The sequence below is a fragment of the Variovorax sp. W2I14 genome, from assembly GCF_050435205.1.
GTDB classification, from domain to species: Bacteria; Pseudomonadota; Gammaproteobacteria; order Burkholderiales; family Burkholderiaceae_C; genus Variovorax; species Variovorax paradoxus_C.
The window spans coordinates 3,963,523-3,979,859 of record NZ_JBNDJX010000001.1; the positions used below are offsets into that span (position 1 = coordinate 3,963,523).

Below are 16,337 nucleotides of genomic sequence, written 5' to 3' on the forward strand. Positions count from 1 at the left end.
TGACCGAACTATCGATGCGCTCAGGTGACATCGAGGAGGCCCAGGATGTCACCTGCTCGGGGTTCTGATGATGCGCAGAACCTGACGCTCGGAAAGCTCGTATCGACGCGACAGCAGCTTGACGCGCTCCCCCGCCAGGTAGTCCCGGTAGATGCGACTGTTCCGGCTGCTGTGTCCCTCGCCCGTTCGCTTCGCGATCTTCACCCGGTCGCCGCCCCAGTCCGCGCGGATGCCGGCCTCCACGCTCTTCACGACCTCGGGCGTTAGTTCGCCTTTGGCCTCGGCGACCGCCTCTTGAATTCGGCCGAGGATGTCGAGAACGATGTCGTTTGGATTGCTCTTGTTCACCATGATCTAGCGGGGAAGGATTGACGGGAGGGACGTTGAACGGTGCGGCGCGGCGGCGCCGGCTTAGGAGGTGCGACGGGCGGCAGCGCCGGCGGTGGCGGTGCGGGGGCCGGCGCTGGCGGGCTTGAAGCCGTCGCGCTCGGCTCGGCGCTTGCGTGCTTGGAGGGCTGCTCGCCTGATTGCGTTTCGCGTGGAACATTCGCCGACCCGCTCTCGGGCGACTGCGTTTCGCGTGAAACATCTGGGGGCGCCGCCTCTTCCTGCTGCCCACCGCCGAACAGATCGCCGTTCGGCGGCTGCACGATGGACTCCAGCCGCTCCCACATCTTTCCGGTGTACAGGTGCAGCCCGAGCATGTGCGTGCAGAAGATCGCGTAGATGGTGCAGTCCAACGCTTCATTGCGCGCACCGGGCGACTTCATCCAGCGATAGGCCTCGCCCCCGGCCACGCGCTGCGGCACGCGTGCCTCGGAGGTCAACTGCGTGTAGAACTCGGGCGGCAGATCCTTGCTGAAGTGGACGAAGCCGGCGCCCCTCTTCTCTACGCACAGCCGCCCATACATCAGATCCTTCGCCGTGTCGGTGCCGACATACCAAAGGCGAACGCCGCGCTTGATGATCTTGCCGCCCCAGTTCACGTCTTGAACGGTGGCTTTGCTCTTGACCATCTTGCTCGGCTGCGGATCGCCGCGCACCGCGAAGACCCGTTCGCGCTCGCGCTGACGGCAGTAGTTGTAGGCCTGGTGCGTGAAGTGACCGCCGGTGTCCACGGCCATCGCTTCGATCTTCATCGCCTGCCCGCTGTCGTGCTGGAAGATCGTCTTGCGGTAGGCATCGAGGTGCGACCAATCGCGCTCGTCGGCCGGGTTCGCATAGATCACGCTGTAATCGATGCACCACATTTCCTCGCCGCGACCAATGGCCCAGGTCACCAGTTCGAAGCGGTTGTCTTGCACGTCCACGCCGGTGACCAGCACGAGGCCGCCATACGGCACGGTGAAGCGGCGGTAGCCTTCGGCCCGACGCGAGAGCGCGTGCTCGTCGGCGCGCTCGACCACGGCCTCCCAATACTGCGCAAGGGTCTCGTTCACGAAGCCTTCGAGCGGCGCCGTGTCCCCTGCCTTGGCCTTGATCGTGGCTTCGAGGAATTCGCGCACGATGTCGGACCATGCGCGCTGCGGGCTGTAGCCGCTCCACATCTCGACGAAGGCCACATGTCGCGGCGCGCGGATGACGACGCCTTGCGCATCGGTCCAGACGTGCAGATCGTGGTCGTAGCGATACCGGCCGCACTCGCTGACCCACATCGCCCGGGTGTCCCAGATGCGCAGGTAGTCGGCTTGCGTGATCGACTCGTGGCAATGCGGGCAGACATGCCGCACCGTGTTGTAGTCGTGGCCGTCCCACTTGAAGCCGTGCCGCACCTTCTTGCTGCCCCAAATGAGCGGGTGCTCGGCATCGCAGTGCGGGCAGACGATGTGATAGCGCATGCGCGCATCGGCGTTCTTCTCGCGCGTCTCGATGTGGTCGAAGTCCTTGATGCGCACGGTGCTGCCGGCGACTAGCTTCGGGAACGGCGCGCCTTCGAGCCGGCCGCGCGCGAGCGTGATCGGGTCCGACGACTTCTCGATCTTCTGGTCGAAAGCCGAGGCTTCGTCGAGCACCGCGACCGCCACCGTGATACGGCGGTAGGCACGCGCGGCTTTGCCACCGAGCAGATGCAGCACGGAGCCAAAGAAGCTCTTGAGCTTCATCGTGTCTTCCTTGCCCGGCACGATGACCGCCTTCAAGGCGTCCACGTCGCGCAGCATCGGCTCGACTTCCGACTTCACGAAGCTGTCGCGGTCGTCGTCGGTGGGCATCCACAGCGCCTGCTTGCGCCGGCGGTGCGCTGCGTTGTAGGCGATGAAGGCCAGCAGCGTCTTCGTGTAGCCGACACGCTTGGCCTTGCGCACCGTCACCTCTTCGATGTCGTCATTGCTGAAGGCATCCATCCAGCCCTTCTGGAACGGGTAGGCCTTCCATTCGCCCTGCGTGTGGCTGGCCTCGGGCGACAAGTAGAAATTGTCTTCGGCCCAGGTGCTCAGCGGCTGCGGCCGCTCCATCTTGAGTGGCACGAGGCCCAACCTCACGGCCTGGACAATGGCGCGTTGCGTTTCGGTGGGCGCCAAGCTCATTCCGACACGTCCTCTTCTTCGTCGTCGCCGTAGTCATCGTCGCCATCGCTCTCAACCTGGACGATGGCCTTGGCGACAAGGCGACTCGTCAAGCGCACCCATTGGTTGCGCGCATCGGCGAAGGCCGACATCAGCTTGTCGCGCGCGGTGTCGGGCAGCTCGGGGCACACCTTGCGCATCAGGCCGGGCAGTTGCTCGAAGCGCTCGGAGACGGCTTGGCTCGCGGTCGCGAGCACTTCGGCCAGGAGCGTGATCGGCGCGTACTCGCCGCGGGCGACGGCATTCTTGATCGCGATCCCGAGGCGCTGCTCGCGCGCGAGCGCCGCGCGCTCTTGCACAAGGTCGAGACCGCCCGTCTCCGAGGACGCGCGGCCGGCGGCGATATCGCGCATCCGTTCGCAGTAGGCAATCAGCCATTCGTGGCCGGTCTCGCCGCGCGTGAGCACGCCCTCGGCCATGAGCTGGCTCACGCGCGCTTCGCTGATGCCGACCCACGCGCCGAACTCGGCTTGAGAAATCGCCTGCCGCATCGCTTCGATGGCCTTCACTTAACCCCCTTGGCGACTCCGCCGAACAGTCCGAAGTCGGGGTTCGAATTACCCGTAACGCATACCTCTGCGGAAGGACCCGTGCCCCTCGTCGCCGCACCTCGACGGGGCATCGCGCGCGAGCGTTCACCATCCGATTTCTTATGCGGCATCGGATGCGACCTCCCCCGCTTCGGTTGCGTCGGACGCCCCCGCTTGCCGCAGTTGCATAAGGCGCTCGGCCGCCATGTACGATGCCGACTCAGGGCAATGAAACAGCGCGTCGGTGTCAGCGAGCAATCGCCCGTCCTTCGACCAGTACTGATACACGGATCGCAATGGATTGGAGGACGTGCCATCGCCGCGCGACGTGCTCACAAAGATCACCTCCACAATCTCAACGGATGTAGGCGTAGACATGGACAGCTCCGAGTGGCAGCGGGTTCTCTCTCTGTGCGATGAACTCGCCGCATTGATGAATGGGCACAGCCCGGGCGTGAATCCCTCGGGTATTGCTCAGGTGCGCAGCCTGTGCGCACGCATGCGCGGGTCCTCGAACTACATCAACGACCGGCTCAACAAGATCGAGGCCGCGGCCGACAGGTACTTCAGCGCGCGCAAGTGGGCGAGCCATGCGCGAGGGGCCGAAGGCGTCAAATACGACATCGTGCAAAGCGGCCTGAGCCGCATCCGGGCAGAAGCGATGAATCGCATGGGACAGCAGGCGTGACGGTGCGTTGAAGCTCATTCGCCCACCATCTTTCGGATGCGGTAGCGGATGCGCCGCTCGATGTAGGGCTCAAGGTCGGCACGTTCTGCCACGCGCTCGCGGTTGATCCGCGATTCGTAGGTGCCATCACGCACGAACATCAGCACGGGTCGCACGATGAAGCCGTCTTGGCCTGTTGCTGCCCAGATGCCGGGCGCGAGGTGCTGGGTCGGGCCACTGCGCAGGCGACCGTACGCAATGAAGAAGCGCACGCCCTCGCGGTCCTTGGTGCCCTTGTGCAGACGGGCCTTGCGCTTGTCCGTCATGTTGGCCTTGTAGCCCTGCTCTCCCATCGCCTGGAAGTACGACAGCAGGCGCACGAGGAAGCCGCCGCGCACGTTGCCTCGCCCGTCGTCGCTGCCAGGGAATGACGTGGCAGGGATGGCCGTCTGATAGCCAGCAGGCAGGATGCCGATGCGGCGCAGCGCTGCCTCGCTGCGCTTGTCTCGACGTGCGCCGCCGAACTCTTGCGCCTGTAGGATCTTCTGCGGGTCCACGCCCTTGCCGCCGAAGTAGGTCGGCTCGATCTCCACGCTCAGCCGCTCGGGCGTGGCCTTGCGCACGGACACGCTTCGGAGAATGTAGGCGGTGGGTCGGTCGAACTGTTCGCGCATCTCGCGCTGCCACTCCCGCCGCGCACGGAAGCCGCCATCGCTCAGGCCATCGGCATAGGCCTGCTTGGCCTGTTGCCCCGACAGCTTGGCGAGCTGCGACTGCACGCTCGCGAGGCCGCTGCCATTGAAGCCCACAGTCACGCGCATACGGCCTCCCCTGCCTTCTCTGCGGCACGCTTCACCCGTGCGGTGAACGCCATGTAGTTCTCGCCGCGGCCCACCGAGAAGGCCGCTTCGTCCCAAGCGGTGAGGCCGAGGGCACGCGCCTTGGCATCGATGCCGCTGCGCGTTTCCCGCCATGCGTCGTCGCTGGTGTTTGCGCTGGTGCCGGCATTGGCGCCAGTCGCACGAGGCTCGTCGCGCCACCGCTCGTTACGTAGCCAGGTCGCGAACTCGGGCACGAACTCGCCATCGTCCTTGGTCCACCTTTTGCCAAGCCTTTGGGCCTCGATGGCCGAGCGCATCGTCTGCTGCAGCGCGGCGTTGGGCGCAAGTCGGCGGTAACGGCGTTCTGCCTTCGCCCGGTTGTCGTGGTTCGGGTAAATCGCAAAAAGCTCATCGAACCCGCTCGCCCCCCCGCCGGGGGGTAGGGGGGATTGGTTCAATGATGGTTCTGAAGATTCGGGTGTCATAGCTGTGACACCCCTCTCGTCTCTGGTGACACCCCTCGCGGCTGTGGTGACACCCCTCTCGGGTCTTGGGACGGGTGTCAGATTGACACCCGTGTGGATAACTTCAGCTGGGGATTCATCGTCGAGGGGTGTCAAATTGACACCCCTCTTTGGTGTTGGCACTTCGCCGCCTTCGATCCATTCGGGACAGATGCGGTACTCGTTGGTGATGCCCGGCCGCCCGGTCGCGGAGCGGACCTGAATCAACCATCCGATGGCGATCATCCGGCGGATCTGCCGCTGCACGCTGCTGCGGCTCTGCATGGTCTTGCGGGCCAGTTCGTCCACCGAGGGCCAAATGCGCCGGCCGTCGTCGCTGGCATGGTCGGCCATCGCAAGCGCGAGCAACCGCTCCATGCCGCCCGATGGATAGCGGTCAAAGACCATCGACATGACTTTGATGCTCATGGGGTCGCGCGCCCTCCCCGCCCAGGTCGAACCGCCGTGCTCATGCCTTCGGTTCCTCCCGCATCAGGCCGCGCACCATCGCCAGCGCATGCCCCACGCTGGCGACCGTCTCGGCTGCGTGATGCTCAGCCTTGCGCATCTGGTTGCGCGACACACCACCAGCGCGGCGGGTCAATGCCTCGCCGAGCGCTTGCACGTAGTCGGCGAACTCCATCTGCAGCCGCATCAAGGTGTCGAGTGGGTCGCCCTCGGAATGCGCCGGTGTCGAGCGGATGCAGACATGCCCCAGCTCGTCGGCCATGGCGTGCAGAACGCGGTAGTCCCGGCTCTGCCACTGCATCTCGATGGAGTCGCGCAGCGTGAGGTGATGGGTCGTGTTCTGCAGATTGACCTTGTGGGTCAACGTGTTGGCGTTCTGGCCCATGCGCTTGGCAAGGGCCGAGATGCCGCCCTCGTAGCCGTGCGCGGTGTCATAGGCCGCTACCGCGGCATCGTGGCCGCGCCGGATGGCGGGCACGGGTTCATCGGCGCCATAGCCGTGCGCCTCGTCAATTGAGATATTCGTTCTCATGCAGACCTCAGAGAAAAACAGCCAATGCCTCGCAAATACACACGCAGACGCGAGTCCTGCTCCGACGCTGGCGGAGCGCATCGACGCCATCGAGCAATTCCTGCAGCAGCTCGTGCTACTGCTGGAGGTCGAACCAGACCTGAACCGGGAGAGCATTGCGGCGTGGATCGAGATAACGACGGCAAGCGCAGGCGCCCAAGAGCTGGCTGCACTGCGTCAGCGCGCAGCGATGGCGCAACTGTGCGAGCGCGTGCTTGCGCCCGCCGTAGACGTGCTACGGCCGTCGTCGGGATGGCTTTCGTGAGCGACAGGAAAGTATTGAGCGGCACAACGTGCCGCTTCGAGCTTGGTCGGGAGCGGTTAGGCATGCCGCGGCCTTCTCACGTCCGGCGTGGCCCCGGTTTGACGCAGAACGCCCCAGGGAACGTCGCTTCTCAGCCGCTCGCACTGCACGCCGGTCTCACGCTCGATGCCGGGGCAGTATTCAGCGGGCACCCGCATTCTTTTCCGCCACATGTACGGGCCGCTGTGCGATGCGCCTACGCGCTGCGCTAGGCGGCGCTCGCCCCCCGCAATCGCGACGGCCTCATTCAACGCAATGATCCCCTCAGGCAATGGCTCCATGCTCGCTCCAATTTGTCACGTTCGTGATTATGCATTTGACACCAACGTGATGCAAGTCGCCGGCTTAATCACAAACGTGAATACCATCGGCGAACGAATCAAATGGGCACGTCAACAGCGAGGCATGACGCAGCAACAGCTCGCGACCGCGGCCGGCGTCTCAACGAGCACCATCGGCAATCTCGAATCAGGCTTGCGGGGAAAGCCCCGCGAGTTGAACTCGATGGCGCGCGCATTGCGCGCATCGAGTTCGTGGCTTGAATCGGGGAAAGGGGTATGGGCCAACGACCCGAATGTCGAAGAAGGCCCAGAGGTCCGTGGCCTGGTGCCACTAATTTCGTGGATCCGCGCAGGGTACTGGGACGAAGCCAGCGACCCACTGCAGCCTGGCGACGCCGAGCAATGGCTTGCATGCCCCTCGCCACACAGCACAAGCACGTACGTGTTGCGCGTCAAGGGCGACAGCATGACCGCGCCCCACGGCAATACTCGCACCTACCCCGAGGGGTGCTTGATATTTGTGGATCCGGAGAAGCGGTCGCCTCTCAATGGCGACCGCATCGTTGCGAAATTGGAAGGCGAGAACGAGGTGACGTTCAAGGTCTACAAAAACGAAGATGGCCGCCAATGGTTGCAGCCCCTTAACCCGTCGCATGAGCCAATCCGGGAAGCCTTTCGTACCCTCGGCACGGTGATTGGGAAGTGGGAAGAGGGCTAACCAAACGCCGGCGCGAATGCGAGCACGGGCTGCGCCTTTGACTCGGCTGACCCGCCTCTGCGTTTCACCTTCCTCAGCGACCTCGCTACCGCCAAACCCCTATGAATTTTTACGCGTGGCTGCGGCATCGCGGCCTGAGTCCTTCATCCGCGAGTAAATATGTCGGCGCCATCGAGGGCGCTCTTTCAACGTGGGCCACCGAAGCCGGCCTGACATCGACCCCCCTCGCTGCGCTTACAAGCAAAGTCGCGTTCGACCGGGTTGACGCGCTGGTTCGAGGTCTGTCCGTATTTCAAGAGCGAAACGCACGGGGCCACCACATGTACAGCAGTGCACTCGTCAAGTTCGGCGAATACCTCGGCGATAGCTTCGCAAGCGATGTAGAAGCTGATATTGAGCAAATTCTCGAAGACTCCTCGCTGACTCGGACGGAGCGGACAGACTTGGTGAAATGCAGGATCGGTCAGGGCACCTTCCGACAACGGGTGGTGACTTACTGGAAATCTTGCTCAGTGACGGGCTACACCGACACGCGTGTTCTGCTGGCCTCACATATCAAGCCCTGGCGCGCGTGCACGAACGCAGAGCGGCTAGATCCTTTCAATGGCCTTCTACTCACCCCAAATCTGGACCGGGCGTTCGATGGCGGATTGGTGACCTTTTCCAAGGACGGGGGGATTGTTTTTTCAGTGCTGCTTACTCAACCATACAAGCTCGGGATCACTCCTGACATGAAGATCAAGCTCGCGCCAAAGCACGAGGCCTTCATGGGCTTTCATCGCGAGCACATGTTCCGAGGCGCCTAGCGGGCCGTCGCCGCTCCCCACCCTGTCGATCAACCCGCGATAACTGCCGGAAGTCACGAACAGAATAATTTGTCACGTTCGTGTTGACACAAGAAGTCACGTTCGTGAGAATTCATCCATCCCAACTTGGAGATGGACATGGACCATTCTGGAAAGACCCACTCGGCAAGAGCTACAGGACGTCTCCCGCGCGTCTCGCCCACAGAGGCACATAGCCGACGCTACCGCTGCACGTACACGCCCCGAGACTCGCTCGGCCACTTGAACCCGTCCGAGACCGGCGCGGCGCCGTACGTGCAGTTCCTCGCGGCTAACGCCGAACAGGCCCTCGACATCGCGCAGCAAGTCACCGGTTGCCCGGTGATCGACGCGACCCGCATCGAGGGCTGAAGACGTGGCCCGCGTTCAAGCTCACCACGCCACGAGCAGCCGCGTAGCGCCGGGCTACGCCGCGACCCGCTCGGCGCGCGTGGACATCTGGATTCGCACGACTGGCCGCCGCCGCCAAGCGTTCTACCGCTGCCCCGCCGTGGGCGTCTCGACGTGGCAGGCCATGGGTGTGCCGCTCGCCGACAAGGCGCTGAAGCTCGGCAGCATCAGCCTGCCCGGCATCTCCGACGCGACCGTCGAGGCCTACACCGAAGACGCACCGGCGCACCCAATGGCTGTCGCGTTCACCGAGCGTGCGCGTGCCCTCAACGGGGAGATTGACGCGCTCAACCTCTCCGCGCGAGGCGACGCATGAAGACGGCGCGAGTGCGGCGCACGACCGCAGCTCAGGCCCTCATTCGCGCGATGAAATCGGGCAAGGAATGCGGGCATCTGAACTGGCACTACGTGGTCGGCTTCCTGTCGAGCGAGCACCCCTCGCTGTCGGAGGAAATCGAAGCCTTCGAACGCGCGCGCACTGACGCCCTGAGGGCTGCGGGGAGCGCTGCTTGATGGCCTTCCTTTTCCGCTGCCCCGAGTGCCGCACGCGGCGGCGCAGCCATGGCCTGTTCACGCAGCACCTGCGCGAAACCGGTCATCGCCTGTGCCGGTGCGGCGGCTACCACTACGAGCATCGCCCGGGTTCGCCCTTCTGCAAACGCAACGCCATGAGCGCGGCACTGCTCGCGAGCCGACACGGCGCCTCTGACGAAGAGGTGATCGACATTGCGCTCGAAATCGTCCTGACCACGCGCGGGCGCCCTGCCCTGCGCTGCCCCTTCTGAAAGGCCGGCCATGCGCTCGACCTCGTTCCAAGAAACCGGCGTTGGCCTCATGAGGACATCGCCTGTCGCGCCCGCTCCGGGCCTCCTCGCGACCGCTGCCGTGCTCGCGGTCTTCATCGTCCTGCTCATCGTGCTGGCCGCGATGTGCGTCTACGGCTGGAGCACACCATGACGACCACCACAACCGGTGTCTTCTTCGTCGGCAAGGACCGGCCTGGGCGTCCTGCCGTGAGCGAACACACGTCCGATCAGGGCGAGTTCGTTTTGAAGATGCGCCTCATCGACAACCAAGGGCCGCGCGCGGTCGAGGTCTACGTGACGCGCTGGGTTGGCCCGGCCGCCGCGACTTGGCGTGCGCAGCACAGAGACCTCAAGGCCGGCGATGCGCTGCGCCTGGTGCTCAGCAATCCGCGCGCGATGCCCGGTGCCATGTCGCCGGAAACGCACGCCGCCATCTCTTCGTGCGAGCTGCTGCCCGCACGCACCCCTGCTGCCGCTCAAACCGAGTAGCCCATCCCTACGACCCGGACACATGAACACCAATTCACCGCCTGTGAAGCGGCCCGCCCTTCACCATCTCATCGCGCTCACCGGTCACGCCGGCGTCGGCAAGGACACCACAGCCGACTTGCTCGTCGCACATGCGCGCTTTCGCAAACTCGCCTTCGCCGACGCGCTGCGCGGCGAGGTCGCCAATGCATTCAATCTCTCGCTTTCCGACCTCAGCAACCCTCATCTAAAGAACGTTCCGACCGTCGCGCTCCGCATGCGCCGCGCACCACACGATTTCCTCGCGGCCGTGATCTTGGCCCTGAGTGCCGCTGCACCCGACCACCGGACACCACTCAGCGACCAATGGCTCGACGAGCCGCGCAGCCCACGGCAGATCCTGCAATGGTGGGGTACCGAGTACCGTCGAGCGCAGTCGCCGCGCTATTGGACCTCGCAGCTCATCAAGCGACTCGCCGATTACCGCCGCGATGGCGAAACCCGCTTCGTGGTCACCGATGTGCGTTTCGACAACGAGGCCCACGCGCTGCGCATGGCTGGTGCCGTGCTCTGGCAAGTCATCCGCCCAGGACACGACGGCGCCCTGGAAGGCGATCACATCAGTGCAACCGACGGAAGTCGCTTCAACCCCGAGGCGATAGTCACCAACGCCCACGACGCGCGGCAGCTTCAGGTCGAAGTGCTGTCGCACTTCATTGCTCGCGAACTCGGCCTTGATCGGGACCGAATGACCTTCAGCATGGAGCCCGAAACATGCTGACGCCTCAATTCGCCCTCAACCTCGCAGCGAAGCTCGGCTTGCGGAGAGCCGCGTGAGTCGCAGCAACTCGCGCCCCCATTTCACTGGCACGGCGGCACCCGCAGTCGCGGCCGATGGCCAATGCCTAAATTCCAAAACCGCAACTTCCGCAATGAAGACCGAATCTCAAAACGAGCAAAAACTTCTCATCCCCGCTTTAGAAGCCGCAAAAATGCTTTCGCTTGGACGCTCGACTTTTTGGAATAAGGTCAAACTCAAACAGTTACCCCAGCCGGTAAAAATTGCGGGCGTGACTCGCTGGCGAGTCGCTGATCTTCGAGACTTTGTAAAAAACATCTCAATGTAGGTAGCCGCGAAAATCGAAGCCGGTTGCTGCAAATTTTCGTGGTTTTAATTTTTCGCTGGCTGGAAATTCAAGATCCGATCTGCCATTCCCTTCCGATCAGCAACCGAACCTCCAACTGCATGCTTGTTCAAATAATGCATTATCTTTTGCCTGTCTTTGCTCCGCCAATACAACACATAGATCAAATAAAACAATCCGATCCCGGGAAGTACCGTACCCAAAGGGGCTTTTACCCAATATCTCGAAAATGCCTCGACGTTCGCCATTTCAGCAACAGCAACTCTCTCTAACTGTTCGATCGATTTGATTTCCAGATCTTGCAATCGCTCCACGAACGAGTCGAGCGCGAGGTGCCCACTGTTTACGAGCGTGGCGCCGGCCCCTCGAACCACGGCATCATCCAACCCCGTCAAAGTTGAGGGCAAACTGAAAAGAGTTTTCAATGAAAGAAGGTCAAGATCAACCGAAGCAGGAGAAACTCTTATCTTTTCCGGCAGAGATTTTTCATACCCTTTAAGGGAATCTCTGATGGCCTGAAACTCGTCATCCGCCAGCTCAAAAAGTCCGGCGATCCTGGCAAATCTCCTCCTAAGTGAGAAAGGCACGCCGCCGGTTGACTTATACCCAAGATCATGCTCAATTTCAGCCCATGCATGCTGAAGTATTGAGCGCACCTGCACTTCGCATTTCAAATTTCTGTACTTTGCATATTCCGCGAGCTCGGCACGCTTTGGTTGCAAGCTCAGAACATAATGAAGAGATTGATAACCAAACCTATCCGGATCTGAGTACTGTCTTTTATCAATCGATGAACGTTGATCTATTTCAAATTCAGACTGCAAAGTTTCCGCCACCCGGTCTACATCATCTGCAAAATACGTAGTAATCCGAACTCCAGCCAAATCTGTAATATCTTCAGTGAGGTGTATGTTTTTTCGGGCCGAGCAATTTTTTCGACCAAGCTCTCGGGGGTTTTTGATCGAAACACAACTGAGTGAATGGATATACCCCGTGATTCGAGAAATGTCCCGACCAACCCGCTCACCAAGTTTGCATATTCCTTGTAGAGCAAGTTATTCGAGCGGTACGCCGCAGCCATACTTTGCTGCATTTCGTTGGGAATTGGCACGGGCGAAGTTCCTTAGAGTTTTCGACTAATTGCGCTCGACAGCTTATTTAAGGCAGCCGCTTCTAGCCAATCCGACCACCATTGCATTAGCTCGCGCCGCTGCGTGAGATATTCCGCGCGGTTGTATGCCGCGCGGACTGAATCGGTCTCCTTGTGCGCGAGCTGCCGCTCGATCACATCATGCGGAAAACCCGATTGCTCATTTAACACCGTCGATGCCAACGCCCGAAAGCCGTGTGCCGTCATGCGACCACGATAGCCCAGCCGGTACAAGGCAAACAGGAAAGTATTTTCAGAGAGTGGATGGCCGGGACGAATCGGCGAATCCAGCACGAGCAGGCCGTCCCCGCTCATCTTGCGCAGCGTCGCAAGGATTGCTTGTGCCTGCCGCGACAGGGGTACCACATGCGGAATGCGCATCTTCATGCGAACCTCGGGCACAACCCACACGGCCCCCTTTTCCTTCAGCTCTCCCCACAGCATGCCCCGCAGCTCGCCGACCCGAACGAAAGTGTGAGCTAGAAGCTGTAGGCCAAGCCGAGTCACCGAGTCCTCATAGCCGCCAATGGCACGCATCAACTCCCCGGCTTCTTCTGCCGGAATGCTCGCCATCGGCTTCTTCGTTTTTCGCGCGATGAGCACGCGCGTAAGCCCGGCCGCGCCATGCTGCTGCAGTATTCCCGTGTCTTGTGCAAAGTCGAAGACCGCGGAGATGCGACTCGCCACCCGGTGGCCGGTTTCGATCTTCCCGCCAGCCTGCGCAGCCCGCACCACGGTGACCAACTCAGCACGCGGTATTGCATTGATAGGCCGCGACCCGAGCGCGGGGAATGCATAGCGCTCCAAGGTGTTCTCCACCTGAATCTGATGCTTCCCATTGGAAAGGGTCGGCAGCTTCGCTTTTAGCCAATCGCGCGCCACCGCCTCAAAGGTCGGCGCTGCAGCCGCAGCCGGTAGCCCGTCACGAGCAGACGCATGCGCCTTTCGGGCGTCAGCTAGGCTCACTGCAGGATAGAGCCCGTAGGTCTTTGTCTTTTGCTTTCCACCAGCGGTGTAGTTCGCTCGCCAGCTCTTCGCGCCAGTAGGGGAGACGAATAAGTACAGGCCGTGCGCGTCGGCAAGTTTGTAGGCCTTTTCGCGGGGTTTGGTGGCGTCAACAGCTTTAGCAGTAAGGGTCATGGTATCGGCTAGAAAATACCATGACTGATGCCATGTTTGGCGCTTGGTTAGGGACGGTCCGGGGCAGATCGCGCTAGCCTCATAAGGACAGTTCCCCCAATGAAAAAGTCCCGTCGCAAGGGCTGCGCGGGACTTTCAAAAACTGCCAGGGATTGAATCTGGCGGAGAGTGTGAGATTCGAACTCACGGACGATTTCTCGTCGGCAGTTTTCAAGACTGCTGGTTTAAACCACTCACCCAACTCTCCGGAACCGCGGATTTTATGCCGACGGCGATGCCTCAATCTCCATCCGGCAAGAACAGCGTCTGCAGATCGCTCAGAAAGTCCAGCCCGCGCTCGGTTGGCCACACGCGAAACAGGTCGCGCGCCACGAGCCCCTTGCGCTCCGCCTCTTCAAGCCCGCGCTGGATCGACGTCATCGCAAGCCCGGTGCGTTCGCTGAACTGCGGCAGCGTGAACCCCGCCTTCAATCGCAGCGCATTGAGCATGAACTCGAACGGCAAATCGGCCAGCGACACCTCGTCGCTCTGCGACACGGCCGCGCCCGCGCGCGCGTTCTCCATGTACAGCCGCGGTTCGCGATAGCGCACCTGCCGCACGATGCGGTGCGCAAAGCTCAGCTTGCTGTGCGCGCCGGCGCCAATGCCCAGGTAATCGCCGAACTGCCAGTAGTTGAGGTTGTGCGCGCACTGGTGCCCTTCGCGCGCATAGGCCGACACCTCGTAGCGCGACATGCCCTGCTCGCCGGTCCGCTCGGTGATGCGGTCGAGCATCGCGTAGGCGATGTCGTCCTCGGGCAGCGTCGGTGGAAACTTCGCGAACCAGGTGTTGGGCTCGATGGTGAGGTGATAGACCGAAATGTGCGGCGGCGCGAGCGCCAGCGCTTGCGACAGGTCGGCCTCGAGGTGCTCGAGCGTCTGGCCGGGGAGCGCATACATCAGGTCGAGATTGAAGGTGTCGAAGGCGCTCGCGGCCTCCTCCACCGCGGCGATGGCCTGGGCGCGGTCGTGCACGCGGCCCAGCGCGGTCAGGTGCTCGTCGTTGAAGCTCTGCACGCCCACCGACAGGCGCGTGACGCCCGCCGAGCGGTACGCGCGGAAGCGGTTGCGCTCGAAGGTGCCGGGGTTCGCCTCGAGCGTGATCTCGCAATCGGGCGCGAGCTTCAGGCGCGCGCGCACGTCGCCGAGCAGGCGGTCGATGGCCTGGGGCGAGAAGAGGCTGGGCGTGCCGCCGCCGATGAAGATGGTGTGGACGGTGCGGCCCCAGATCAGCGGCAATGCAGCATCGAGATCGGCCACGAGCGCATCGATGTACGCCGCCTCGGGAATTCCCTCCGCATCGGCTGCGCTAGTCGCGCGCCACTCGTGCGAGTTGAAGTCGCAGTACGGGCATTTGCGCAGGCACCACGGCAGGTGGATGTAGAGCGACAGCGGCGGCAGCGCCGAGAGCTGCAGCGGGCCGGGCCGCATCCAATGCAGCACGTCGTTGGCTTGCGGCGCGCCGGTGGGCTGCGCCGGTTTAATCGGGAAAACGGTGGCCATGTCTCGCCTACAGCCAGCGCTCGCGCATCAACGCGAGCATCGCCTCTGCCGCGCGGCCGCGGTGGCTGTTGGCGTTCTTGACCTCGGGCGTGAGCTGCGCAAAGGTCTTGCCGAAGGCGGGCAGGAACATCACCGGATCGAAGCCGAAGCCGTTGTCGCCGATGGGCGCCAGCGCGATCTCGCCGACCACGCGGCCGACGGCGATGAGCGGCTCGGGATCGTCATGGCTGCGCAGCGCGACCAGCGTGCTGACGAGCGCGGCGCGACGATTGACGACGCCGTCGAGCTGTTCCAGCAGCGCCTTCACGTTGTTGGCATCGCCCTTGGCGTAGCCGAATTGCGTGGCGTAGTACGCGGTGTCGACGCCCGGCAGGCCGCCGAAGGCATCGACGCAGAGACCCGCGTCGTCGGCGATGGCCGGCAGGCCAGTCGCGGCGCTCGCGTGGCGCGCCTTGGTGAGCGCGTTTTCGACGAAGGTGCGGAAGGGTTCTTCAGCCTCGCCCACGCCCAGCGCCGACTGCGGCACGAGAGTGACGGACAACGCCGCGAACAGTTGCTGGAGTTCGGCGAGCTTGCCTTGGTTGTTGGAGGCCAGGACCAGTTTCATGGATCGATCAAAGTGGCTGTGACGCCCGGCTGGCGGACGTCAGTAGCTGGGAGGATTTCAGTTCGACTGCAATGCCTGCTTCTGCAGGGTGACGAGTTCGCCGATGCCCTTTTCGGCCAGGCCGAGCAGGAGGTTCATTTCTTCCCGCGTAAACGCCACGCCTTCGGCCGTGCCCTGCACTTCGACGAAGTGGCCGGCGCCGGTCATGACGACGTTCATGTCGGTGTCGCAGCTCGAGTCTTCGGTGTATTCGAGGTCCAGCAGCGGCGTGCCGCCGACGATGCCCACCGAGATGGCGGCCACGTGGCCCTTGATCGGCGATGCGGCCAGGGTGCCAGCGGCGATCAGCTTGTTGACCGCGTCCTGCGCGGCGACGAAGGCACCGGTGATGGCCGCGGTGCGAGTGCCGCCATCGGCCTGCAGCACGTCGCAGTCGAGGTGGATGGTGCGCTCGCCCAAGGCGGCAAGGTCGAACACGGCGCGCATCGAGCGGCCGATGAGGCGCTGGATTTCCTGCGTGCGGCCGGTCTGCTTGCCCTTGGCGGCCTCGCGGCTGCTGCGGGTGTGGGTGGCGCGCGGCAGCATGCCGTATTCGGCCGTCACCCAGCCTTCGCCGCTGCCCTTCTTGTGCGGGGGCACGCGCTCTTCGACCGAGGCGGTGCAGAGCACGCGGGTCTGGCCGAACTCGATGAGCACCGAGCCCTCGGCGTGGATGGTGAAACCGCGGGTGATGCGAACGGGGCGCAGCTGGTCGGCGGCACGGCCGCCGCTTCGGGTGAAAGCAGTCATTGTTGGAAGCTCGAAAAGGAAAAAAGGG

25 protein-coding genes and 1 tRNA gene are annotated in these 16,337 nt (G+C 63.0%); 12 read left to right on the top strand and 14 right to left on the bottom strand.

Going from position 1 to position 16,337, the window contains the following annotated elements; translation table 11 throughout:
• Positions 1–48: 48 nt before the first annotated feature.
• From QF040_RS18595 to QF040_RS18610, 4 genes are all read right to left on the bottom strand, one after another.
• Positions 49–351: a Mor transcription activator family protein gene (locus QF040_RS18595; protein ID WP_429612295.1), complete on the bottom strand. Its 303-nt coding sequence runs from the start codon at positions 349–351 to the stop codon at positions 49–51.
• Positions 345–2,525 carry a phage terminase large subunit family protein gene (locus QF040_RS18600; RefSeq protein ID WP_429612296.1) on the bottom strand — a complete coding sequence of 727 codons (2,181 nt, stop codon included), beginning with the start codon at positions 2,523–2,525 and terminating at the stop codon, positions 345–347. The genes QF040_RS18595 and QF040_RS18600 overlap by 7 nt, the downstream gene beginning before the upstream one ends.
• Positions 2,522–3,073 (bottom strand): hypothetical protein, encoded by a 552-nt coding sequence (locus tag QF040_RS18605; protein WP_429612297.1) that lies wholly within the window; start codon positions 3,071–3,073, stop codon positions 2,522–2,524. The genes QF040_RS18600 and QF040_RS18605 overlap by 4 nt, the downstream gene beginning before the upstream one ends.
• A gap of 141 nt (positions 3,074–3,214) precedes the next feature.
• On the bottom strand, positions 3,215–3,472 hold the full coding sequence (locus tag QF040_RS18610; protein ID WP_429612298.1) for a hypothetical protein: 258 nt from the start codon (positions 3,470–3,472) through the stop codon (positions 3,215–3,217).
• Between QF040_RS18610 and QF040_RS18615 the strand changes: the two genes are divergently transcribed.
• Positions 3,471–3,782 (top strand): hypothetical protein, encoded by a 312-nt coding sequence (locus QF040_RS18615; RefSeq protein ID WP_429612299.1) that lies wholly within the window; start codon positions 3,471–3,473, stop codon positions 3,780–3,782. The genes QF040_RS18610 and QF040_RS18615 overlap by 2 nt on opposite strands.
• A 14-nt stretch (positions 3,783–3,796) precedes the next feature.
• Here the strand turns inward: QF040_RS18615 and QF040_RS18620 are convergent, their stop codons facing one another.
• The 3 genes from QF040_RS18620 to QF040_RS18630 are packed head-to-tail and all read right to left on the bottom strand — an operon-like array spanning position 3,797 to position 6,085.
• Positions 3,797–4,582 (bottom strand): hypothetical protein, encoded by a 786-nt coding sequence (locus QF040_RS18620; RefSeq protein WP_429612300.1) that lies wholly within the window; start codon positions 4,580–4,582, stop codon positions 3,797–3,799.
• On the bottom strand, positions 4,573–5,514 hold the full coding sequence (locus tag QF040_RS18625; RefSeq protein ID WP_429612301.1) for a helix-turn-helix domain-containing protein: 942 nt from the start codon (positions 5,512–5,514) through the stop codon (positions 4,573–4,575). Before QF040_RS18625 ends, QF040_RS18620 begins: the two co-directional genes overlap by 10 nt.
• Positions 5,515–5,554: 40 nt before the next feature.
• On the bottom strand, positions 5,555–6,085 hold the full coding sequence (locus tag QF040_RS18630; RefSeq protein WP_429612302.1) for a phage regulatory CII family protein: 531 nt from the start codon (positions 6,083–6,085) through the stop codon (positions 5,555–5,557).
• On the opposite strand from QF040_RS18630, the gene QF040_RS18635 reads away from it, so the two are divergent.
• A complete protein-coding gene (locus QF040_RS18635) occupies positions 6,084–6,389 on the top strand; it encodes a hypothetical protein (protein ID WP_429612303.1) in 306 nt (101 codons plus the stop codon). The genes QF040_RS18630 and QF040_RS18635 overlap by 2 nt on opposite strands.
• A 56-nt stretch (positions 6,390–6,445) precedes the next feature.
• On the opposite strand, the gene QF040_RS18640 is transcribed toward QF040_RS18635, so the two are convergent.
• Positions 6,446–6,709, bottom strand: a complete 264-nt coding sequence (locus QF040_RS18640) for a transcriptional regulator (protein ID WP_429612304.1) — start codon at positions 6,707–6,709, stop codon at positions 6,446–6,448.
• On the opposite strand from QF040_RS18640, the gene QF040_RS18645 reads away from it, so the two are divergent.
• From QF040_RS18645 to QF040_RS18690, 10 genes are all read left to right on the top strand, one after another.
• The gene (locus QF040_RS18645) at positions 6,708–7,427 is read left to right on the top strand and encodes a LexA family protein (protein ID WP_429612305.1); all 720 of its coding nucleotides are present in this window, start codon (positions 6,708–6,710) and stop codon (positions 7,425–7,427) included. The two genes, QF040_RS18640 and QF040_RS18645, sit on opposite strands and share 2 nt — an antisense overlap.
• Before the next feature lie 101 nt (positions 7,428–7,528).
• Positions 7,529–8,233: an HNH endonuclease gene (locus QF040_RS18650; protein WP_429612306.1), complete on the top strand. Its 705-nt coding sequence runs from the start codon at positions 7,529–7,531 to the stop codon at positions 8,231–8,233.
• Between the two features lie 261 nt (positions 8,234–8,494).
• A complete protein-coding gene (locus tag QF040_RS18655; RefSeq protein WP_429612307.1) occupies positions 8,495–8,623 on the top strand; it encodes a hypothetical protein in 129 nt (42 codons plus the stop codon).
• A 4-nt stretch (positions 8,624–8,627) separates the two neighbouring features.
• Positions 8,628–8,978 (top strand): hypothetical protein, encoded by a 351-nt coding sequence (locus tag QF040_RS18660; RefSeq protein WP_429612308.1) that lies wholly within the window; start codon positions 8,628–8,630, stop codon positions 8,976–8,978.
• The gene (locus tag QF040_RS18665; RefSeq protein WP_429612309.1) at positions 8,975–9,175 is read left to right on the top strand and encodes a hypothetical protein; all 201 of its coding nucleotides are present in this window, start codon (positions 8,975–8,977) and stop codon (positions 9,173–9,175) included. Before QF040_RS18660 ends, QF040_RS18665 begins: the two co-directional genes overlap by 4 nt.
• Positions 9,175–9,447: a hypothetical protein gene (locus tag QF040_RS18670; RefSeq protein ID WP_429612310.1), complete on the top strand. Its 273-nt coding sequence runs from the start codon at positions 9,175–9,177 to the stop codon at positions 9,445–9,447. The genes QF040_RS18665 and QF040_RS18670 overlap by 1 nt, the downstream gene beginning before the upstream one ends.
• A 49-nt stretch (positions 9,448–9,496) precedes the next feature.
• Positions 9,497–9,619 carry a hypothetical protein gene (locus QF040_RS18675; RefSeq protein WP_429612311.1) on the top strand — a complete coding sequence of 41 codons (123 nt, stop codon included), beginning with the start codon at positions 9,497–9,499 and terminating at the stop codon, positions 9,617–9,619.
• On the top strand, positions 9,616–9,957 hold the full coding sequence (locus tag QF040_RS18680) for a hypothetical protein (protein WP_429612312.1): 342 nt from the start codon (positions 9,616–9,618) through the stop codon (positions 9,955–9,957). Before QF040_RS18675 ends, QF040_RS18680 begins: the two co-directional genes overlap by 4 nt.
• Before the next feature lie 22 nt (positions 9,958–9,979).
• Complete coding sequence (locus tag QF040_RS18685; RefSeq protein WP_429612313.1) at positions 9,980–10,717, top strand: hypothetical protein; 738 nt, start codon at positions 9,980–9,982, stop codon at positions 10,715–10,717.
• Between the two features lie 151 nt (positions 10,718–10,868).
• The gene (locus QF040_RS18690) at positions 10,869–11,063 is read left to right on the top strand and encodes a helix-turn-helix transcriptional regulator (protein ID WP_429612314.1); all 195 of its coding nucleotides are present in this window, start codon (positions 10,869–10,871) and stop codon (positions 11,061–11,063) included.
• 44 nt (positions 11,064–11,107) lie between these two features.
• Here QF040_RS18690 and QF040_RS18695 read toward each other — a convergent pair whose 3' ends face one another.
• The 6 genes from QF040_RS18695 to rph form a co-directional block, all read right to left on the bottom strand.
• Positions 11,108–12,121, bottom strand: a complete 1,014-nt coding sequence (locus QF040_RS18695) for a GTP pyrophosphokinase (RefSeq protein ID WP_429614673.1) — start codon at positions 12,119–12,121, stop codon at positions 11,108–11,110.
• Between the two features lie 83 nt (positions 12,122–12,204).
• Positions 12,205–13,371: a tyrosine-type recombinase/integrase gene (locus tag QF040_RS18700; RefSeq protein ID WP_429612315.1), complete on the bottom strand. Its 1,167-nt coding sequence runs from the start codon at positions 13,369–13,371 to the stop codon at positions 12,205–12,207.
• A 159-nt stretch (positions 13,372–13,530) separates the two neighbouring features.
• A tRNA-Ser gene (locus QF040_RS18705) sits at positions 13,531–13,618 on the bottom strand.
• A gap of 32 nt (positions 13,619–13,650) precedes the next feature.
• Positions 13,651–14,913, bottom strand: a complete 1,263-nt coding sequence (hemW, locus tag QF040_RS18710; RefSeq protein ID WP_307684319.1) for a radical SAM family heme chaperone HemW — start codon at positions 14,911–14,913, stop codon at positions 13,651–13,653.
• A 7-nt stretch (positions 14,914–14,920) separates the two neighbouring features.
• Positions 14,921–15,520: an RdgB/HAM1 family non-canonical purine NTP pyrophosphatase gene (gene rdgB / locus QF040_RS18715; protein WP_429612316.1), complete on the bottom strand. Its 600-nt coding sequence runs from the start codon at positions 15,518–15,520 to the stop codon at positions 14,921–14,923.
• 57 nt (positions 15,521–15,577) lie between these two features.
• Positions 15,578–16,309 carry a ribonuclease PH gene (gene rph / locus QF040_RS18720; protein ID WP_306881614.1) on the bottom strand — a complete coding sequence of 244 codons (732 nt, stop codon included), beginning with the start codon at positions 16,307–16,309 and terminating at the stop codon, positions 15,578–15,580.
• Between the last annotated feature and the right edge of the window lie 28 nt (positions 16,310–16,337).

Bases quoted from the DNA above. Each gene is read 5' to 3' on its own strand.
- rdgB (WP_429612316.1), bottom strand. From the start codon at position 15,520: ATGAAACTGGTCCTGGCCTCCAACAACCAAGGCAAGCTCGCCGAACTC.
- QF040_RS18680 (WP_429612312.1), top strand. From the start codon at position 9,616: ATGACGACCACCACAACCGGTGTCTTCTTCGTCGGCAAGGACCGGCCT.
- QF040_RS18625 (WP_429612301.1), bottom strand. From the start codon at position 5,514: ATGAGCATCAAAGTCATGTCGATGGTCTTTGACCGCTATCCATCGGGC.
- QF040_RS18630 (WP_429612302.1), bottom strand. From the start codon at position 6,085: ATGAGAACGAATATCTCAATTGACGAGGCGCACGGCTATGGCGCCGAT.
- QF040_RS18640 (WP_429612304.1), bottom strand. From the start codon at position 6,709: ATGGAGCCATTGCCTGAGGGGATCATTGCGTTGAATGAGGCCGTCGCG.
- QF040_RS18600 (WP_429612296.1), bottom strand. From the start codon at position 2,525: ATGAGCTTGGCGCCCACCGAAACGCAACGCGCCATTGTCCAGGCCGTG.
- QF040_RS18610 (WP_429612298.1), bottom strand. From the start codon at position 3,472: ATGTCTACGCCTACATCCGTTGAGATTGTGGAGGTGATCTTTGTGAGC.
- rph (WP_306881614.1), bottom strand. From the start codon at position 16,309: ATGACTGCTTTCACCCGAAGCGGCGGCCGTGCCGCCGACCAGCTGCGC.
- QF040_RS18700 (WP_429612315.1), bottom strand. From the start codon at position 13,371: ATGACCCTTACTGCTAAAGCTGTTGACGCCACCAAACCCCGCGAAAAG.
- hemW (WP_307684319.1), bottom strand. From the start codon at position 14,913: ATGGCCACCGTTTTCCCGATTAAACCGGCGCAGCCCACCGGCGCGCCG.
- QF040_RS18635 (WP_429612303.1), top strand. From the start codon at position 6,084: ATGCAGACCTCAGAGAAAAACAGCCAATGCCTCGCAAATACACACGCA.
- QF040_RS18645 (WP_429612305.1), top strand. From the start codon at position 6,708: ATGCTCGCTCCAATTTGTCACGTTCGTGATTATGCATTTGACACCAAC.
- QF040_RS18665 (WP_429612309.1), top strand. From the start codon at position 8,975: ATGAAGACGGCGCGAGTGCGGCGCACGACCGCAGCTCAGGCCCTCATT.
- QF040_RS18650 (WP_429612306.1), top strand. From the start codon at position 7,529: ATGAATTTTTACGCGTGGCTGCGGCATCGCGGCCTGAGTCCTTCATCC.
- QF040_RS18675 (WP_429612311.1), top strand. From the start codon at position 9,497: ATGAGGACATCGCCTGTCGCGCCCGCTCCGGGCCTCCTCGCGACCGCT.
- QF040_RS18670 (WP_429612310.1), top strand. From the start codon at position 9,175: ATGGCCTTCCTTTTCCGCTGCCCCGAGTGCCGCACGCGGCGGCGCAGC.
- QF040_RS18615 (WP_429612299.1), top strand. From the start codon at position 3,471: ATGGACAGCTCCGAGTGGCAGCGGGTTCTCTCTCTGTGCGATGAACTC.
- QF040_RS18685 (WP_429612313.1), top strand. From the start codon at position 9,980: ATGAACACCAATTCACCGCCTGTGAAGCGGCCCGCCCTTCACCATCTC.
- QF040_RS18690 (WP_429612314.1), top strand. From the start codon at position 10,869: ATGAAGACCGAATCTCAAAACGAGCAAAAACTTCTCATCCCCGCTTTA.
- QF040_RS18595 (WP_429612295.1), bottom strand. From the start codon at position 351: ATGGTGAACAAGAGCAATCCAAACGACATCGTTCTCGACATCCTCGGC.
- QF040_RS18620 (WP_429612300.1), bottom strand. From the start codon at position 4,582: ATGCGCGTGACTGTGGGCTTCAATGGCAGCGGCCTCGCGAGCGTGCAG.